Annotated in this window: 15 protein-coding genes; 14 read left to right on the top strand and 1 reads right to left on the bottom strand. The window is 68.8% G+C overall.

Annotated features, from left to right (window positions below):
* The first annotated feature begins 63 nt into the window (after positions 1 to 63).
* A complete protein-coding gene (gene lexA, locus IPP98_02875; protein MBL0178053.1) occupies positions 64 to 681 on the top strand; it encodes a transcriptional repressor LexA in 618 nt (205 codons plus the stop codon).
* Here the strand turns inward: lexA and trpD are convergent.
* Complete coding sequence (trpD, locus tag IPP98_02870) at positions 678 to 1,724, bottom strand: anthranilate phosphoribosyltransferase (protein MBL0178052.1); 1,047 nt, start codon at positions 1,722 to 1,724, stop codon at positions 678 to 680. The genes lexA and trpD overlap by 4 nt on opposite strands.
* Positions 1,725 to 1,827: 103 nt before the next feature.
* Between trpD and truA the strand changes: the two genes are divergently transcribed.
* Genes truA through IPP98_02805 form a run of 13 tightly spaced genes read left to right on the top strand, consistent with a single transcriptional unit; the run spans position 1,828 to position 16,732 of the window.
* Positions 1,828 to 2,607 (top strand): tRNA pseudouridine(38-40) synthase TruA, encoded by a 780-nt coding sequence (truA, locus tag IPP98_02865; protein ID MBL0178051.1) that lies wholly within the window; start codon positions 1,828 to 1,830, stop codon positions 2,605 to 2,607.
* A complete protein-coding gene (locus IPP98_02860) occupies positions 2,604 to 3,983 on the top strand; it encodes a trypsin-like peptidase domain-containing protein (GenBank protein MBL0178050.1) in 1,380 nt (459 codons plus the stop codon). The genes truA and IPP98_02860 overlap by 4 nt, the downstream gene beginning before the upstream one ends.
* Positions 3,983 to 5,422 carry an adenylosuccinate lyase gene (locus IPP98_02855; protein ID MBL0178049.1) on the top strand — a complete coding sequence of 480 codons (1,440 nt, stop codon included), beginning with the start codon at positions 3,983 to 3,985 and terminating at the stop codon, positions 5,420 to 5,422. The genes IPP98_02860 and IPP98_02855 overlap by 1 nt, the downstream gene beginning before the upstream one ends.
* Positions 5,419 to 6,342 (top strand): phosphoribosylaminoimidazolesuccinocarboxamide synthase, encoded by a 924-nt coding sequence (locus IPP98_02850; protein ID MBL0178048.1) that lies wholly within the window; start codon positions 5,419 to 5,421, stop codon positions 6,340 to 6,342. Before IPP98_02855 ends, IPP98_02850 begins: the two co-directional genes overlap by 4 nt.
* Positions 6,342 to 6,968 carry a phosphatidylserine decarboxylase family protein gene (locus IPP98_02845; protein ID MBL0178047.1) on the top strand — a complete coding sequence of 209 codons (627 nt, stop codon included), beginning with the start codon at positions 6,342 to 6,344 and terminating at the stop codon, positions 6,966 to 6,968. The genes IPP98_02850 and IPP98_02845 overlap by 1 nt, the downstream gene beginning before the upstream one ends.
* Positions 6,969 to 6,991: 23 nt before the next feature.
* Positions 6,992 to 7,807 carry a CDP-diacylglycerol--serine O-phosphatidyltransferase gene (gene pssA, locus IPP98_02840; protein ID MBL0178046.1) on the top strand — a complete coding sequence of 272 codons (816 nt, stop codon included), beginning with the start codon at positions 6,992 to 6,994 and terminating at the stop codon, positions 7,805 to 7,807.
* The gene (purS, locus tag IPP98_02835; protein MBL0178045.1) at positions 7,804 to 8,052 is read left to right on the top strand and encodes a phosphoribosylformylglycinamidine synthase subunit PurS; all 249 of its coding nucleotides are present in this window, start codon (positions 7,804 to 7,806) and stop codon (positions 8,050 to 8,052) included. The genes pssA and purS overlap by 4 nt, the downstream gene beginning before the upstream one ends.
* Positions 8,052 to 8,756: a phosphoribosylformylglycinamidine synthase subunit PurQ gene (gene purQ / locus IPP98_02830; GenBank protein MBL0178044.1), complete on the top strand. Its 705-nt coding sequence runs from the start codon at positions 8,052 to 8,054 to the stop codon at positions 8,754 to 8,756. Before purS ends, purQ begins: the two co-directional genes overlap by 1 nt.
* Positions 8,753 to 11,044, top strand: a complete 2,292-nt coding sequence (gene purL / locus IPP98_02825) for a phosphoribosylformylglycinamidine synthase subunit PurL (GenBank protein ID MBL0178043.1) — start codon at positions 8,753 to 8,755, stop codon at positions 11,042 to 11,044. The genes purQ and purL overlap by 4 nt, the downstream gene beginning before the upstream one ends.
* Positions 11,045 to 11,047: 3 nt before the next feature.
* Entirely contained in the window at positions 11,048 to 12,442 is a 1,395-nt protein-coding gene (locus IPP98_02820) for an amidophosphoribosyltransferase (protein MBL0178042.1), read from the top strand.
* Complete coding sequence (locus IPP98_02815; protein MBL0178041.1) at positions 12,439 to 15,108, top strand: pyruvate, phosphate dikinase; 2,670 nt, start codon at positions 12,439 to 12,441, stop codon at positions 15,106 to 15,108. Before IPP98_02820 ends, IPP98_02815 begins: the two co-directional genes overlap by 4 nt.
* A complete protein-coding gene (gene purE, locus IPP98_02810) occupies positions 15,105 to 15,605 on the top strand; it encodes a 5-(carboxyamino)imidazole ribonucleotide mutase (protein ID MBL0178040.1) in 501 nt (166 codons plus the stop codon). The genes IPP98_02815 and purE overlap by 4 nt, the downstream gene beginning before the upstream one ends.
* Positions 15,602 to 16,732 (top strand): 5-(carboxyamino)imidazole ribonucleotide synthase, encoded by a 1,131-nt coding sequence (locus IPP98_02805; GenBank protein ID MBL0178039.1) that lies wholly within the window; start codon positions 15,602 to 15,604, stop codon positions 16,730 to 16,732. Before purE ends, IPP98_02805 begins: the two co-directional genes overlap by 4 nt.
* Positions 16,733 to 16,738: the final 6 nt, after the last annotated feature.

Here is a 16,738-nt window from a genome sequence, read left to right as displayed (position 1 = left end):
TCGGGGTCCCTTCGGGTATGGTTGGTTCGGTTTCTCTTCGCCATGGACAGCTCCGAGGCCCCGATGACGCTCTCACCGCTGACGCCGAAGCAACGCAAGATGCTCGATTTCCTCTCCGAGGCCATCACCCAACAGGGATATGCGCCGTCGTTCGAGGAGATCGCCGAGAAGTTCAACTACCAGTCGCTGGCGACTGTCCACGAGCACCTGACCACGCTGCAGCGAAAAGGCTACATCCGCCGCAACTACAACGAGAGTCGGGCGATCGAAGTGCTGCCGCCGCGAGGCAGCAGCGGCGCCACCGACATCCCGTTGCTCGGTTCCGTCGCCGCCGGGTACCCGATCGAGTCGATGATGAGCGGGGAGGTCGTCCAGGTCCCCGATGTCATGCTCCCCCGCCGCGGCCCGAACTATGCCCTGCGTGTTCGCGGCGAATCGATGATTGACGAACAGATCTGCGATGGCGACCTGGTCGTCGTCAATGGCCGGGATTCCGCCGACAACGGCGAGATGGTGATCGCCCTCGTGAATGGCAACGAGGCCACCGTCAAGCGCTTCTACCGCGAACCGGGCGGTTGGATCCGACTGCAGCCTGCGAACACTGCGATGCGCCCGCTCCGGTACCAGGAAGACGACGTCCTGATCCAGGGGATCGTCGTCGGCGTGATCCGGAAGTTCTAGCGCGTGGCGGCGTGCAGGGCCGCCAGCCGCTCCGCACCGCGGCGTTCACGCAATGACGTGCGCGCTGCATCCACCGCGGCTTCCATCGTGTCCACCACCCCGCTGACGTAGATCGCCGCCGCGGCGTTGAGCAGCACCGCCGACGCCACCGCGGCGGGCATCGCTTCTCCGTCCAGCAGCCGCTGGATCACCCCCGCATTGTCCGCTGGCGATCCACCACCAAGCCCATCCAGCGACGGCGCCGCGAGGCCGAAGCGTGCCGGATCGAGGCGCCATTCCCGCACGCCACCGTGCCGCACTTCCCAGACGGCGGTCTCCCCCATCGGCGCGATCTCATCCATGCCGATCTCCGCGTGCACGACCAACGCGTGGACCGACCCGAGCCGCGCCAATGCCCCGGCCATCCTCGGCGCGCGGTCGATATCGGCAACACCCACGACTTGGCGACCGGCGAGGGCCGGGTTGGCGAGGGGGCCGACCAGGTTCATCACGGTCGGGACGCCAAGCTCCCGACGCACCGGCGCGACGTGGCGCATCGCGGGGTGGTAACTCGGGGCGTACAGGAAGACGATGCCGGTGGTCGCGAGGACTTCCGCCGCGCGCTCCGGCGTCAATTCGATGCCGACTCCCAATGCCTCGAGAACATCGGCCGAACCGGACTTCGAGGTGAAGGAGCGGTTGCCATGCTTCGCGACCGGAACCCCCGCCCCGGCCGCCACGAATGCCGCCGCCGTCGAGAGGTTGAGCGTGGTGACTTTCCCGCCCCCCGTGCCGCAGGTGTCGACCAGGGATTCCGGTGTCGGGTGGTCGACACGGCGCATGGCATCGCGCAGTGCCCGGACCGCACCGGCGATCTCCTCGGCGCTTTCCCCCCTGGTCCGCAGGGCCAGCAGGAGGGCGCCGAGCGAAGCCGGCCCGGCGGCCCCCGCCATGATCTCGCCGAAGGCACGCGCGGCCTCCTCCTCACTCAGGCCATGGCCGGCAGCAAGGAGGCCGAGGGCATGGCGAACAGCCGGGGCCGGAACGGAAGCGGGAGTGGTCATCGTGGCAGGCCAAGCGTATCGGGCAGACCGCCGTTTTGTCAATATTCACAAGGGTTTACGACGCTTGCCGCACCCCCGGGAGCGGACTAGGTTTCGGGCCGGAATGGGACGCGCGCTGCTGCTCACGCTGGAGTTCGACGGATCCGCCTTTTTCGGGTGGCAGCGCCAGCCTGATCGACGGACGGTGCAGCAGGTCGTCGAGGAAGCATTGGGTCGGCTGGCCGGGATGCCGTGCACCGCAATTGCGGCGGGGCGGACCGACACCGGCGTTCATGCGTTGGCCATGCCGGTCTCGACAACGATGCCCGAGCAGTGGACCGCCGAGGCGTTGCTCCGTGCCCTGAACGCCGTGCTGCCTCGCGACGTCGCCGTGTCGGAGATCCGGGCCATCGCCTCCGGCCGTGATGCCCGGCGAGCCGCCGACTCGCGCCGGTATCGGTATGACGTCGGCGTTGACGCTGCGAGTCGCTCGCCATTCCGGGGGCGGACCGAATGGGCGCTGGGGCGTCCGGTCGATCTCGCGCTGCTGCAACGGGCCGCATCGGTCCTGGAAGGCGAGCATGAATTCCTCGCCTTCATGGTGACCGGCGAACCGAAGCCGCACTACCGCTGCCGTATCATCGAGGCCGCGTGGTCGGCACCGGAGACCGGGCGTCTCCGCTTTACCGTGGCCGCCGACCGCTTCCTCCACCACATGGTGCGCATGCTGGTTGGCACCATGGTGGAGATCGGCCAAGGACGACGACCGGAGAGCGACATGGCCCGACTGTTGACGATGACCCACAACGCCGACACCAGTGCACCGGCGCCGGCGGCTGGCTTGAGTTTTCTGTCCGCGACGTACCCCGCGACTTACTTCCTCGGAGAGCGTGCCGCGTGGTGACCCGCCGTATCGGAGCCCTGCTCCTCGCACTCGTGGCCGCCGCCTGTCGCGGCGAGGCCACCGCCAATGCCCAGCAATCGACGCCGACCGCCCCGCGCCCGGCCGCACCGCTTGATGCCTCACGACGCACGGCGATCGTCGATGCCTCCGCCCGCGTGGCCCCGGCTGTCGTGTCCGTACGGGTGACGCTGCCGACCCCGCGTCCCTCGCAGTGGGATCTCTTCACCGGCAACCAGCCGGGCACGCCGCAGAGCTTCGGCACCGGCTTCATCCTGCGCGCCGACGGCATCGTCGTCACCAACCAGCACGTCGTCGCCAACGCCCAGCAGGTGACCGTCACGCTGGCCGACGGGACCGACGTCGAGGGGCGCGTGCTGGGCGAGGATCCACTCACCGACATCGCGGTCATCAAGATCGAGCGCAAGGGACTCCCGATCGTGCAAGTCGGGCGATCGAGCGACCTGATGATCGGCGAATGGTCGATCGCGCTCGGCAATCCCTACAGCTACCTCCTCGGCAACGCGGAACCGACCGTCACGGCCGGGGTGATCAGTGCCACGGGGCGCAACATCCTGCCGACGGGTGAGCAGAACGGCCTGTACCTCGACATGATCCAGACCGACGCCGCGATCAATCCGGGCAATTCCGGCGGCCCGCTGGTCAACGCTCTCGGCGAAGTCATCGGCGTCAATTCCTCGATCTTTTCGAACAGCGGCGGCAGCGTCGGGCTCGGCTTCGCCATCCCGATCGAGCGGGCGGTGCGCGTGGCGGAAGAGATCGTCCGCAACGGCACCGTGCGTCGCGCATGGGTCGGGCTGGATGTGGCGCAGGCGAGCGAGATGGGCGAATGGAAGCGCACCGGTGGCGTTGCGGTCGCGAGCGTGGCCCCGGGCGGACCGGCGGCCAAGGCTGGTCTCCGCAACGGTGACGTCCTGGTGAAGGCCAACGGTCGCGTCCTGCGCAATTCGCTCGATTGGGAATCGGTGAAGCTCGATCTCCACGTCGGCGACCCGATCACCATCACGGTGCAGAGCGCGGGGCAGACGGCCGAGAAGCGACTGGTCTCCTCCGACCTGCCCACGGCCACGGCGACCCGCGTCCGCTTTGGTGGCCTCGACCTGGTGACCGTGACCCCCGCGGTGCGCGCCGAGCTGGGCATCCGCAGCGAGGGTGGCGCGGCGATCACGAAGGTACCGTCCGAACTCGCCCGCGAAACCGGGCTGCGCGAGGGTGACGTGATCGTCAGCCTCAACAGGACGCCGGTGCGCCGCGCAGAGGATCTCGCGCGGCTCCTTGACGGCATGCGGGCCGGCACGTCGTTCCAGTTGGTGATCGAACGTCGCGGCACGCTCTATCCCTTGAACCTGCGGATCTGATGACCGACGCCCGCTGGCAGTCCCCGCTTTCCGGCCGCTACGCGTCTCCGGCGATGCTCCACCTCTGGAGCGAGCCCTATCGCATCGGCCGTTGGCGCCGTGTGTGGCTCGCGCTGGCCGAGTCGGAGCAGGCCCTCGGGTTGGAGATTCCCGACGCCGCCCTTGCGGCGATGCGGGCGCATCTCGACGACGCCGACCTCGCCGTCGCGGCCGCGTACGAGAAGCGCTTCCGCCACGACGTGATGGCACACGTGCACGCCTTGGGCGAGCAGGCCCCGGCGGCGCGCGCCCACCTGCACCTCGGCGCGACGTCCGCGTTCGTCACCGACAACGCCGATGTGCTCGTCATGCGCGACGGCCTGGCGCTGATCCTCGGCCGATTGCTCGACGTGGTCGGCCACCTGCGCACGTTTGCCGAACGCCACGCCGCCCTGCCCTGCCTGGCGTACACGCACTTTCAGCCAGCCCAGCTCACCACGGTCGGCAAGCGCGCGACCCTCTGGGCACAGGACTTCGCCCTCGACATCGAGGCTGTCGTCCATCGTCTCGCGACGCTGCGGCTCCGAGGCTGCAAGGGCACGACCGGCACGCAGGCCTCCTTCCTCGAGCTCTTCAATGGCGACCACGCCAAGGTCCGCGAGCTGGAGCAGCGGATCACCGAGGCACTCGGCCTGCCGCGTGCGTTCGCCGTCACCGGCCAGACCTACCCGCGGAAGGCCGATGCGCAGATCCTCGATGCCTTGAGTGGCATTGCCCAGTCGGCGGCGAAGTTCGGCTCGGACATCCGGCTGCTCCAGCATGAAGGCGAGCTGCTCGAGCCGTTCGAATCGGAGCAGATCGGATCGAGCGCGATGGCGTACAAGCGCAACCCGATGCGCGCCGAACGGATCGGGGCGTTGTCGCGTCACGTCATCTCGTTGCAGGCCAACGGCGCACACACCGCAACGGCGCAGTGGCTGGAGCGGACACTCGATGACTCGGCCAATCGCCGCTTGACGTTGCCGGAAGCGTTCCTCGCCGTCGATGCCATCCTGCTCCTCGCCGGCAACATCGCTCAGGGCCTCGAGGTGCGAGAGGCTGTGATCGCCCGCCATGTCCGCGAGCAGATGCCCTTCATGGCCACCGAACGGTGGTTGATGCTCGGCGTACAGGCGGGCGGCGATCGCCAGGCGCTCCACGAAGTGGTGCGCAGTCACGCCATGACGGTCCACGCGGCCGTCGCCGGCGGCGCGCCGAACGACCTGATGGATCGTCTCGCCGCCGACCCGGCGTTCGCCGGCATCGACCAGACCCGCCTCGCGGCCGAACTGGACCCCGCACGTTACACGGGGCGCTCCCGCGAACAGGTCGCCGAGTTCGTCACCGAATACCTCGATCCGCTCATCGGCGAGGCCCGTCCGTACGCCGCCGCCGCGGAGCACGCGGAACTGCGCGTATGACCGCCCCCATGGTGCAGAGCCAGCTTCCGCTCCCGTTGTGGCGTCGTGGCAAGGTTCGCGAAGTCTACGAAGTCGACGAGGCGCGACTGCTGCTGGTTGCCAGCGATCGCGTCTCGGCGTTCGACGTCGTCATGGCCGAGCCGGTCCCCGACAAGGGCCGGGTCCTCACGCAGCTGTCGGCCTTCTGGTTCCAACGGCTGGGCAACCTCACACCGTCGCATTTCCTCACGGCCGACACCGACGCGATTCTCGTTGAGGTGCCAGCACTCGCCGCGCACCGTGCGGAGATCGCCGGCCGCGCCATGCTGGTGCGTCGCACCGCGCCGGTGGCGTTTGAATGCGTCGTGCGCGGTTACCTCTCGGGCTCGGCGTGGCAGGAGTATCGCAAATCCGGCACCCTTGCCGGCGAGCCGTTGCGCCCCGGCCTGATCGAGTCGTCCCACCTGGAGCCGCCGATCTTCTCACCGGCCAGCAAGGCGGAGTCGGGACACGACGAGAATGTCACCTTCGGCACGATGCGCGCCGCGCTGGGCGCCGACCTGGCCGATGCGCTGCGGGATCTCTCGCTGGCGATCTACGCCGCGGGCCGGCTCACTGCCGCCGAACGCGGACTGATCATTGCCGACACCAAGTTCGAGTTCGGCCTCGACATCACGGGGCACCCGATCCTCATCGACGAAGTGCTGACGCCGGACTCGTCACGCTTCTGGGAAGCAACGGCGTGGACTCCGGGGAGCACGCCACCGAGCTTCGACAAGCAGCCGTTGCGGGACTATCTCGCCAGCGAACGGGAGGCAGGCCGCTGGAATGGCGACGCGCCACCCCCGCCGCTGCCCGAGCACGTGATCCGCGCCACCACGACGCGCTACCGCGAGGCGTACCACCGACTGACGGGCCACGAATTGCCCGAGGACCGCTGATGCGCGTTGCGCCGGAAGGACTGCCATTCATCGCGATCGCCTGGGTGATCGCCGCCGCACTCTTCGGCCTCGGCCTCCCGGTGGCCGGCCTCGTCTGGCTGCCGATCGCCATCTGGGTCGTCGCCTTCTTCCGCGACCCGGTCCGGACCGGTCGTCGCGGCGATGACGTGGTGATCGCGCCGGCCGATGGCAAGGTGGTCAGCATCATCCCGATCCACGAGCCGCACGTGATCGGGGGGACGGCCACCCGCGTCTCGATCTTCATGAACGTCTTCAACGTCCACGTGAACCGATACCCGAGCAATGGCACCATCACGTTCCGTCGCTACACCCCGGGCAAGTTCTTCAACGCCGCGGACGAAAAGGCTGCGATCGAGAATGAGCAGAGCGACATCGGACTGACCACCCCGCGCGGCTCCCTGTTGGTGCGGCAGATCGCCGGGCTGATTGCGCGACGGATCATCACCGACCACGCCGAGGGTCGATCGGTGGTGCAGGGCGAACGCCTCGGCCTCATCCGATTCGGCTCGCGCGTGGATGTCTTCTTCCCGCCGGGCGTCCGCATCCTCGTCAAGGAAGGAGACGTGACGCAGGCTGGCGTCACGGCGATTGCCGAATGGACCTGACCTCGCCCCCCCCGCGGAGCGGCATGCGCCGCGTCGTCGTCGTGATGCCGAACGCCTTCACCCTCGGCAATCTCTTCTTCGGCTTCTGGTCGATCGTCTCCGCCCACAACGGCAACTTCCTGTGGGCGGGGTGGTTCATCGTCTTCGCCGGCGTGCTCGACATGCTCGACGGCCGCATCGCCCGCGCCTCGAACAGCGGCTCGCGATTCGGCGCCGAGCTCGACTCGCTCGTCGACGTGATCTCGTTCGGTGTCGCGCCAGCGCTCCTGATGTACTTTCTCGAATTCTCGACCGCCGGCCGCCTCGCCTGGGTGATCTGCTTCTTCTACGTCGCCTGTGCGGCGCTCCGATTGGCGCGCTTCAACGTCCTGGCCGGCCAGGGCGGCAAGCCGTCGCACTGGTTCACCGGCCTGCCGTCGCCGTCGGCCGGGATGACGCTGGCCACCTACTTCGCCTTCTCGCAGACCGATTGGTATCGCGGCTCGCTCGCCTACCTGAACTTCCAGCACCAGGGGCTGGTGTTCCTGGTGGTGGCGCTGGCCCTGCTGATGGTGAGCAATGTCCAGTATCCGCGCTGGCCGGCGGCCGGCGTTCGCACCCCGGCGCAGGTCCTCGGCCTGCTCTGGTACCTGGTGGTGCTCGCGGGCTCGCTCCTTGTGCCCCAGTACTTCCTCTTCACGCTGGGCCTGACGTATCTGCTCTACGGTCTCATTCGCCATGTCGTGCTGCTGATCACCGCGCGCGACGATGAGGAGCACGACGAGCAGCCCCCGATCACGCTGGTCACCCCGACCCTACGTCCCCGCCGCGCTGAGCGGCGTCAGGAGAACGCTGAATGATCGTCCAAGTCCACGTCCGCGTGATGCCCCGCCCCGGCCTCCTCGATCCTCAAGGGCAGGCCGTGGAGCACGCCCTCGCGTCGCTGGGGTTCGGCGCGGCGACCGGGGTGCGCGTCGGCAAGGCGATCGAGCTCGCGCTCGACGCGGAAAGCCCCGCCGCCGCCGAAGCGATCGCCCGCACGATGTGCGAGCGCTTGCTGGCCAATCCGGTGACCGAGGACTTCGTCATCGAGGTCGGGTCCTGATGGCACGCGTGGCCGTTGTCCGCTTCCCCGGAAGCAACTGCGAGACCGAGACCCTCACCGCCATCGAACGCGCCGGCGGCGCGGCCGTCCTGCTCGACTACCGTGACACCTCCCTGCAGGGCGCCGACGCGGTCATCCTGCCCGGCGGCTTTTCGTACGGCGACTATCTGCGCTCGGGGGCCATCGCGCGCTTTGCCCCGGTGATGCACGCCGTGCGCGCCCATGCCGAAGCCGGCGGCGCCGTGGTCGGGATCTGCAACGGCTTCCAGGTCCTGTGCGAGGCGCACCTGCTCCCCGGGGCGCTGCTCCGGAATGCGGCGCAGCGCTTCCTCTCCCGGCCGGTCGATGTGCGGGTCGAACGCCGCGACACGGTCTGCACGTTCGACTACGCTGTCGGCGACGTGATCCGGATCCCGATCGCCCATGGGGAGGGCCGTTTCGTCGCCGATGCGGATACCCTCACGGCGCTCGAGGCCGAGGGTCGCGTCGTGCTCCGGTATGTCGCCGTCCCCGGCAGCGATGCCCCGCACAATCCCAACGGCTCCGCCAACGACATCGCGGGCATCTGCAACGCCGCCGGCACGGTGGTCGGCTTCATGCCGCACCCGGAGCGCCTCGCCGAGGCGGCGCTCGGCTCCGACGCGGGCCACCGCTTCTTCACGTCGCTAATCGGCCGCCTCGCGACGACGGGGGTGGCGGCATGACCGTCGTGACTCCCGCTGAGGCGTTCCCGGGCGAACGGCCGGTGACACAGGCCGTCGTGGCCGAGCACAAGTTGAACGAGACGGAATACACCGCCATCCTCGCATTGCTTGGTCGCACCCCGACGCTCACCGAGCTCGGCATCTTCTCCGCGCTCTGGTCCGAGCACTGCTCGTACAAGCACACCAAGCCGGTGTTGCGGCGTTTTCCGGTCGAGGGGCCGCAGGTGGTTCAGGGCCCGGGCGAGAATGCCGGCGTGCTTCGCCTCCCCGAGGGCTGGGCGGTGGCGTTCAAGATCGAGTCACACAACCACCCGAGCGCGGTCGAACCGTATCAGGGCGCGGCGACCGGCGTCGGCGGCATTCTGCGCGATGTCTTCACGATGGGTGCCCGGCCGGTGGCGGTGCTCAATTCGCTGCGGCTCGGCCCGCTCGAGGATCCGCGCAATCGCTGGCTCTTCGCGGGGATCGTCAAGGGCGTCGGTGACTACGGCAACTGCGTGGGAATCCCGACACTCGGCGGCGAAGTCTGCTTTGCGCCGGGCTACAGCGGCAATCCGCTCGTCAACGCCATGGCGGTCGGGCTCCTGCGCGAGGCCGACCTGATCACGGCGCGTGCGCACGGCGTCGGCAACATTCTCCTGACCGTCGGCGCCAGCACCGGACGCGACGGCATCCACGGGGCGTCCTTCGCCTCCGAGGACCTGACCGCCGAGAGCGAGAAGCGGCGGCCGCAGGTGCAAGTCGGCGACCCCTTCACCGAGAAGCTGTTGCTCGAGGCGTCGCTGGAACTCATCACCAGCAATGTCATCGTGGCGATCCAGGACATGGGCGCGGCCGGTCTCACCTCCTCCTCCGCCGAGATGGCGGCGCGGGGTGGCGTCGGCGTGGAGCTCGATACCTCGACGGTGCCGACCCGCGAACCGGGGATGACGCCGTACGAGATCATGCTGTCGGAGTCGCAGGAGCGGATGCTCGTGGTCGCGGAACCCCATCGGATTCCGGAGATCCAGGCGATCTGCAGGAAGTGGGAACTCGACGCCACGCCGGTCGGCCACGTGACCGACGATGGTCTCTTCCGAATCGTGCACGAGGGGCGCACCGTCGCGGCGATTCCCGGACAGGAACTGGTCGATGGCTGCCCGATCTACACACCGGCAGCGATTGAATCGGAGGAAGCCGTGGCCCGACGGGCCCGGACACCGAGCCGTCCTGCCCCGACGCCTGGGCAGGCACTGCTCACCCTGCTGGATGCGCCGACCATCGCCAGCAAGCGGTGGGTCTTCGAGCAGTATGACTCGACGGTGCGCGCGGGCAGTGCGATTCTCCCGGGCGGCGACGCCGGTGTCCTGCGCGTGGCCGACACCACCTTCGGCCTGGCGATGACGGTCGACTGCAACGCACGGCACGTCCTCCTCGATCCGTTCGAGGGTGGCAAGGGCGCGGTCGCCGAGGCGGCGCGCAACATCGCCTGCACCGGCGCGCGGCCACTCGGCATCACGGACTGCCTGAACTTCGGCAATCCCGAAAAGCCGGAGATCTTCTTCCAGTTCACCGAGGCCTGTCGGGGCATCAGCGAAGCGTGTCTGGCATTCAACACGCCGGTGACCGGTGGCAACGTCTCGCTCTACAACCAGAACCCGCACGGCGCCATCGATCCGACGCCGACGATCGGGATGGTCGGCTTGCTGGCGGACATCACCACGGCCGTGCCGTCGCACTTCCGCGCGACCGGCGACGCCGTCCTGCTCCTCGGCACCAGCCGCGGATACCTCGGTGGATCGGCGTATTGGGCGGAGGTCCTCGACACCGTCGCTGGCTCGCCGCCGCCGGTCGACCTGACCGCGGAACGCGCGCTCCAGGAAGTTCTCATCGCGGCGGCGGAGGCGCGACTCCTCCGCTCGGCGCACGACCTCAGCGATGGCGGCCTGGCCGTGGCACTCGCCGAGTGCTGCATGGGCGGTCCGTGGGCCACCAGCACGTTTGGCGCGATCATCGATCTCGACGCGCACGCCCCGGACGTCAGCGATGACGGCTTCCTCTTCGGGGAGGACGGCGCGCGCGCCATCGTCTCCTGCGCCCCGGCGGACGTCGCCGCGCTGCAGCGCATCGCGGCGGCGCAGGGGGTGTCGGCACACTACCTCGGCCTGGTGGGTGAGGCCGATACTGACCTGATCGTCAATCGGGACGGCCGGGGCTGGACGTGGCAGACCGCCGCGCTCCGCCAGAAGTATTTCGACGCGATCCCCCGCCGCATGGCGGCTCCGGTCACGGCCTCAGGAGAGGAGTAAGCGATGTGCGGTGTGATTGGTGTCTCGGGGGTCCCTGACGCATCGCGCGTCGCCTACCTCGGCTTGTACGCGCTGCAGCATCGCGGCCAGGAGAGCGCCGGGATCATGGCCGTCGACGAGGCCACCACGGCCCGGATCCATCGCGAGATGGGCTTGGTGGCCGACGCCTTCTCCGAGCCGGCCCTCGAGGCGCTCCACGGTGACGTGGCGATCGGCCACACCCGCTATTCGACGGCCGGGAGCACGGTCCTGGCGAACGCCCAGCCATTCCTCGTCAACTATCACGCCGGTCCCTTGGCCGTGGCCCACAACGGCAACCTCGTCAACGCCGACGTGCTGCGCGAAGAGTTGGTGCGCGGCGGCGCGATCTTCTCGTCCAACAGCGACACCGAAGTCCTGATCCACCTGATCGCCCGTTCCGACGCCCCGACGGTCGAGGGACAGATTCGCGACGCCCTGGAGCAGGCCGATGGCGCCTACTCCGTGGTCATCGGGGTGGGTCGAACCCTCTATGCCGCGATCGACGCGCGCGGCTTCCGGCCGCTCTTTGTCGGCCGAGTCGGCGACGGCCTCGTCGCGGCCTCGGAGACGTGCGCGCTGGACCTGGTCGGCGCCACCAACATCCGCGAGCTGGAGCCGGGAGAATTCGTCCGACTCGAGGATGGCGTGGTGACCAACCTCGCCCCCCTCTCGCCGCGCCGAGTGACGCGCTGCATCTTCGAGCTGGTGTACTTCTCTCGACCCGATTCCACCATCTTCGGGGAATCCGTCGACCGCGTCCGCCGCGAACTCGGCCGCCAGCTGGCACGTTTCCACCCCGCCGCCGGGGCGGATGTCGTCTTCTCCGTGCCGGACTCGGCAAACGTCATGGCTCTCGGCTACTCCGAGGTCTCTGGGGTCAAGCTCGAGCACGGACTGATCCGCAACCACTATGTCGGGCGCACCTTCATCAACCCGACGCAGGCCATCCGGGTCGAGAAGGTGAAGATCAAGTTCAACGCGGTCCGGGAAGTGATCGCCGGGAAGTCCGTCGTCGTCGTCGATGACTCGCTGGTGCGCGGGACCACGAGCAAGGGACTGGTCGAGATGATCCGCGCGGCCGGCGCGCGCGAAGTCCACCTCCGCCTTGGGTCGCCGCCGATCACCGGACCGTGCCACTACGGCATCGACACGCCGACCCGGGACGAGCTCATCGCGGCGACGCATTCCCGCGACGAGATTCGCGCCTACCTCGGCGTCGACTCGCTGGAATACCTCACGCTCGACGAAATGACCGGGGCGACCTCGCACCGCACCGACTGGTGCCATGCCTGCTTCTCCGGCGACTACCCGACCCCCGTGCAGCTCACCTTCGGCGCGTTCCGCACCGCCGCCGCACCGTTGGAGGTCATCGCATGATCGACGCCTTCGCCCAACAGCCGCTGGTCTACTCGTTCGGCCAGGGACGCGCCGAGGGCTCGTCGGCGATGAAGGACATCCTCGGCGGCAAGGGGGCCGGCCTCGCGGAGATGACCAATCTCGGCATTCCCGTTCCGCCAGGCTTCACCATCTCGGCGACGCTCTGCCAGACCTATCTCGACACGACGTCCTTCCCGCCGCGGCTCCGGGCACAAGTCGAGCAGTCGCTGCAGCGGCTCGAGGCCGCCACGGGTCGGGAGTTCGGCGACGCGACGAATCCGCTGCTCGTCTCGGTGCGGAGCGGCGCCGCCGTCTCGATGCCCGGCATGATGGAGACCATCCTCAACCTCGGCCTGAACGATCAGACCGTGGAAGGACTCGCCGCCAAGAGCAATAACCCGGCGTTCGCCTGGGATTGCTATCGCCGTTTCGTGCAGATGTACGGCGTGGTGGTGTTCGACCAGCCCCGGGCGCCGTTCGATCAACTGGTCGAGGAGGCTCGGCACGCCCACGGGGCGTCGCGTGACATCGACCTGCCAGTGGCGGCGATCAAGGGCCTGGTGGCCCGCTTCAAGGCGATCATCACCGAACAGGCCGGTCGCCCCTTCCCCGAAGAGCCGATGGAGCAGCTCTGGGGCGCCATCGCCGCGGTTTTCGAGAGCTGGAACACGCGCCGGGCGATCGACTACCGTCGCATGCACGAGATTCCCGACACGATGGGCACCGCCGTCAACATCGTCGCGATGGTCTACGGCAACCTCGGGGAGACCTCCGGTACCGGCGTCACCTTCTCGCGCAATCCGTCGACCGGGGAGCGGCTGCTCTACGGTGAATTCCTCTGCAACGCGCAGGGCGAGGACGTCGTCTCGGGGGCGCGCACGCCGGAGCCGATTGCCGCCCTCCGCGAGAAGATGCCGGGCGTCTTCCAGGAGCTGGAGCGGATGGCGCGCACCCTGGAGCGCCACTTCCGCGACGTGCAGGACATGGAGTTCACCATCGAGGAAGGGCGACTGTACATGCTGCAGACCCGGCGCGGGCAGCGCTCCGGGCAGGCGGCGTTCCGGATCGCCTGCGAGATGGTGACCGAGGACCTGATCAGCGAGGAAGAAGCGGTCGCGCGCATTCCGCCCTCCGCGCTCGAACAGCTGCTGCACCCGATGATCGACCCCGGCGCCGTACTCGACCGCCTCGCGACCGGCCTTCCGGCCTCGCCCGGTGCCGCCTCCGGGAAGATCGTCTTCGACGCGGATGTTGCCGCCGATCGGGCGCGTGCCGGCGACGCCGTGATCCTGGTCCGGCGGGAGACATCCCCCGAGGACTTTCACGGCATGGTCGCCTCGAAGGCGGTGCTGACCGCGCGCGGCGGGATGACGTCGCACGCGGCCGTGGTCGCTCGCGGAATGGGCAAGCCGTGCGTGGCCGGTGCGCAGGATCTTGAAGTGGACGAGGCCCTCGGCACGGTGCGGGTCGGCGATCGCGTGCTGCATGGGGGCGACTGGATCACCCTCGACGGCAGCACGGGCATCGTGTACGTCGGGCAGGCCAAATTGATCGCGCCGGAGCTCGACGAGCACTACCACACCTTGATGGCGTGGGCCGACCGGATTCGCCCGATGAAGGTGCGCGCCAATGCCGACACCGCGGCCGACGCGCATCGCAGTCGCGACTACGGCGCCGAGGGGATCGGCCTCTGCCGCACGGAGCACATGTTCTTCGACGGCGATCGCCTCCTCGCGATGCGCGAGATGATCGTCGCGGAGGATCGGCCGGCACGCGAGCGTGCACTGGCCAAGCTCCTCCCGATGCAGCGCGGCGACTTCGAATCGATCTTCCGGGCGATGGAAGGATTCCCCGTCACGATCCGCCTCCTTGATCCGCCGTTGCACGAGTTCCTGCCGAAGGACGAGGGGGAACTCCTCAAGTTGTCGCAGGATCTCGGCAAGCCGCTCGACCGATTGCGCCATGTCGTCGAGTCGCTGCACGAAGAGAATCCGATGCTCGGGCTGCGCGGCTGCCGGCTCGGGATCATGTATCCCGAGATCACCGCGATGCAGGCCCGGGCAATCTTCGAGGCCGCCTGTACCGTCGCGGCCCGCAAGGGACGGGTGATGCCCGAGGTGATGATCCCATTGGTGGCGTCGGTGATCGAGTTCCGACGCCAGGCGCTGCTGGTCCGGCAGGTGGCGGAAGAGGTGTTCCGCGAGCGCCAACTGACGGTGCCGTATCTGCTCGGCACGATGATCGAGCTGCCGCGCGCCGCCCTGACGGCCGACGAAATCGCCCGGGAGGCGCAGTTCTTCTCCTTCGGGACCAACGACCTCACGCAGACCACGTACGGACTGTCCCGCGACGATGCCGGGCGTTTCTTGCCCCACTACGTCGCCAGCGGCATCATGGAACAGGACCCGTTCCAGACCATCGACCAGGCCGGGGTCGGCAAGCTGGTCCGGATGGCCTGCGAACTGGGCCGCGCGACGCGGGCCGACCTGAAGATCGGCGTCTGCGGCGAGCACGGTGGCGATCCGGCATCCATTGCCTTCTTCGAGACGGTCCGCATGAACTACGTCTCGTGCTCGCCATTCCGGGTCCCGGTGGCCCGCCTCGCCGCAGCCCAGGCCGCGCTGGCCTCGCGCGGGACCGTCGACCGCACGAAGGCCACGGTATGAGCCCGGCTACGCTTCCGCTGGTCGGCGTCGTGATGGGGAGCGACTCTGACTGGGCCACGATGCAGCACGCAGCGGCACGGCTGGTCGAGTTCGGCATCCCCTACGAGACCCGAGTCGTCTCGGCGCACCGGACGCCCGACCTGCTCTTTCAGTATGCGTCCGAGGCCGCGGAGCGTGGCCTCAAGTGCATCATCGCCGGTGCCGGCGGTGCTGCCCATCTTCCGGGGATGCTCGCGGCGAAGACCATCGTCCCGGTGCTCGGCGTGCCGGTCGCGTCGAAACACCTGCAGGGGCTCGACTCGTTGCTGTCAATTGCGCAGATGCCCACTGGCGTGCCGGTTGCCACCTTCGCCATCGGCGATGCCGGCGCCCACAACGCGGCGCTCTTCGCCGTCGCGATCCTCGCCCGAGAGAACCCGGACCTCGCGCGTCGCCTCGAGGGCTTCCGCGCAGCGCAGGACCTGAAGGTCCGTGCCTTGACCCTCCCCCCCGCGTGATCCTTCCGGGCGGGACGCTCGGCGTGCTGGGGGGCGGCCAGCTGGGGCGCATGTTCACCGCCGAGGCCCAACGCCTCGGCTATCGTGTCGTGGTCCTCGATCCCGACGCGGAGGCCCCAGCGGGGCAGATCGCACACGAGCACATCGCCCGGGAGTGGAGCAATCGCGAGGCGCTGGAGGAACTCGCGGCGCGCGCGGATGCGATCACCACCGAGTTCGAGAACGTGCCTGCCGACGTGCTCCGCGCCCTCGCCGCGCATTGCCCGGTGCGGCCCTCCGGTGACGCGGTGTGGACCACGCAGGATCGGCTCCGCGAAAAGGCGTTTCTCAATCAAGCCGGGGTCGAGACGGTCGGCTGGCAGTCCGTCGCATCGGTCGCGGATTGCACTTCGGCATGGCAGCGCGTTGGCCCGCTCGGCGCCATCCTGAAGACGGCGCAGTTCGGCTACGACGGGAAGGGACAGGCCCGCGTCGCCGCCCACGACGAGCTGGCTGCGGCGTGGGTCGCGCTGGGTGAGGTTCCCTGCATCCTCGAGGAGCGCGTCGCGCTCGCCACCGAGCTCTCGGTGATGGTGGCCCGAGACGCGGCCGGCGCCGTCGCGACCTGGCCGGTCGGCGAGAATGTGCACATCGCCGGGATCCTCCACACGACGGTCGTTCCTGCCGACGTCCCGCCAATGCTGGCCGACGCGGCACGCAGCATCGCGGAGCGCATCGTCGCCGCCCTCGAGTACGTCGGTGTCATGGGCGTCGAGTGCTTCGTCACCAGCGACGGCCGGTTGCTGGTGAACGAGCTGGCGCCCCGTCCGCACAACAGCGGGCACTGGACACTCGATGCGGCAGTGACGTCGCAGTTCGAGCAGCAGGTTCGCATTCTCGCGGGGCTTCCCCTTGGCGAGACGGCGGCGTTCGGTCCGACGGCGATGGTCAACATCCTCGGCGACCTCTGGGCAGATGGCGATCCGAAGTGGGCCGCCGCCCTGGGAATGCCGGGAGTACGACTTCACCTCTACGGCAAGCGCGAACCACGCGCTGGCCGCAAGATGGGCCACCTCACCGTCACGGCAGAGACCGGTCCCGAAGCACTCCAGCGCGCCCTTGCGGCATGGCGCGCGCTTACTGATTGACCTTTC

The organism is Gemmatimonadota bacterium (assembly GCA_016720805.1).
Lineage (GTDB): Bacteria > Gemmatimonadota > Gemmatimonadetes > Gemmatimonadales > GWC2-71-9 > Palsa-1233.
The sequence above is the reverse complement of the archived record's forward strand: the minus strand, read 5'-3'. Positions and strand labels throughout refer to the sequence as shown.

Coding starts and splice junctions, on each gene's coding strand:
- lexA (MBL0178053.1), top strand. CDS start 64: ATGACGCTCTCACCGCTGACGCCGAAGCAACGCAAGATGCTCGATTTC.
- trpD (MBL0178052.1), bottom strand. CDS start 1,724: ATGACCACTCCCGCTTCCGTTCCGGCCCCGGCTGTTCGCCATGCCCTC.
- truA (MBL0178051.1), top strand. CDS start 1,828: ATGGGACGCGCGCTGCTGCTCACGCTGGAGTTCGACGGATCCGCCTTT.
- IPP98_02855 (MBL0178049.1), top strand. CDS start 3,983: ATGACCGACGCCCGCTGGCAGTCCCCGCTTTCCGGCCGCTACGCGTCT.
- IPP98_02850 (MBL0178048.1), top strand. CDS start 5,419: ATGACCGCCCCCATGGTGCAGAGCCAGCTTCCGCTCCCGTTGTGGCGT.
- IPP98_02845 (MBL0178047.1), top strand. CDS start 6,342: ATGCGCGTTGCGCCGGAAGGACTGCCATTCATCGCGATCGCCTGGGTG.
- pssA (MBL0178046.1), top strand. CDS start 6,992: ATGCGCCGCGTCGTCGTCGTGATGCCGAACGCCTTCACCCTCGGCAAT.
- purS (MBL0178045.1), top strand. CDS start 7,804: ATGATCGTCCAAGTCCACGTCCGCGTGATGCCCCGCCCCGGCCTCCTC.
- purQ (MBL0178044.1), top strand. CDS start 8,052: ATGGCACGCGTGGCCGTTGTCCGCTTCCCCGGAAGCAACTGCGAGACC.
- purL (MBL0178043.1), top strand. CDS start 8,753: ATGACCGTCGTGACTCCCGCTGAGGCGTTCCCGGGCGAACGGCCGGTG.
- IPP98_02820 (MBL0178042.1), top strand. CDS start 11,048: ATGTGCGGTGTGATTGGTGTCTCGGGGGTCCCTGACGCATCGCGCGTC.
- IPP98_02815 (MBL0178041.1), top strand. CDS start 12,439: ATGATCGACGCCTTCGCCCAACAGCCGCTGGTCTACTCGTTCGGCCAG.
- purE (MBL0178040.1), top strand. CDS start 15,105: ATGAGCCCGGCTACGCTTCCGCTGGTCGGCGTCGTGATGGGGAGCGAC.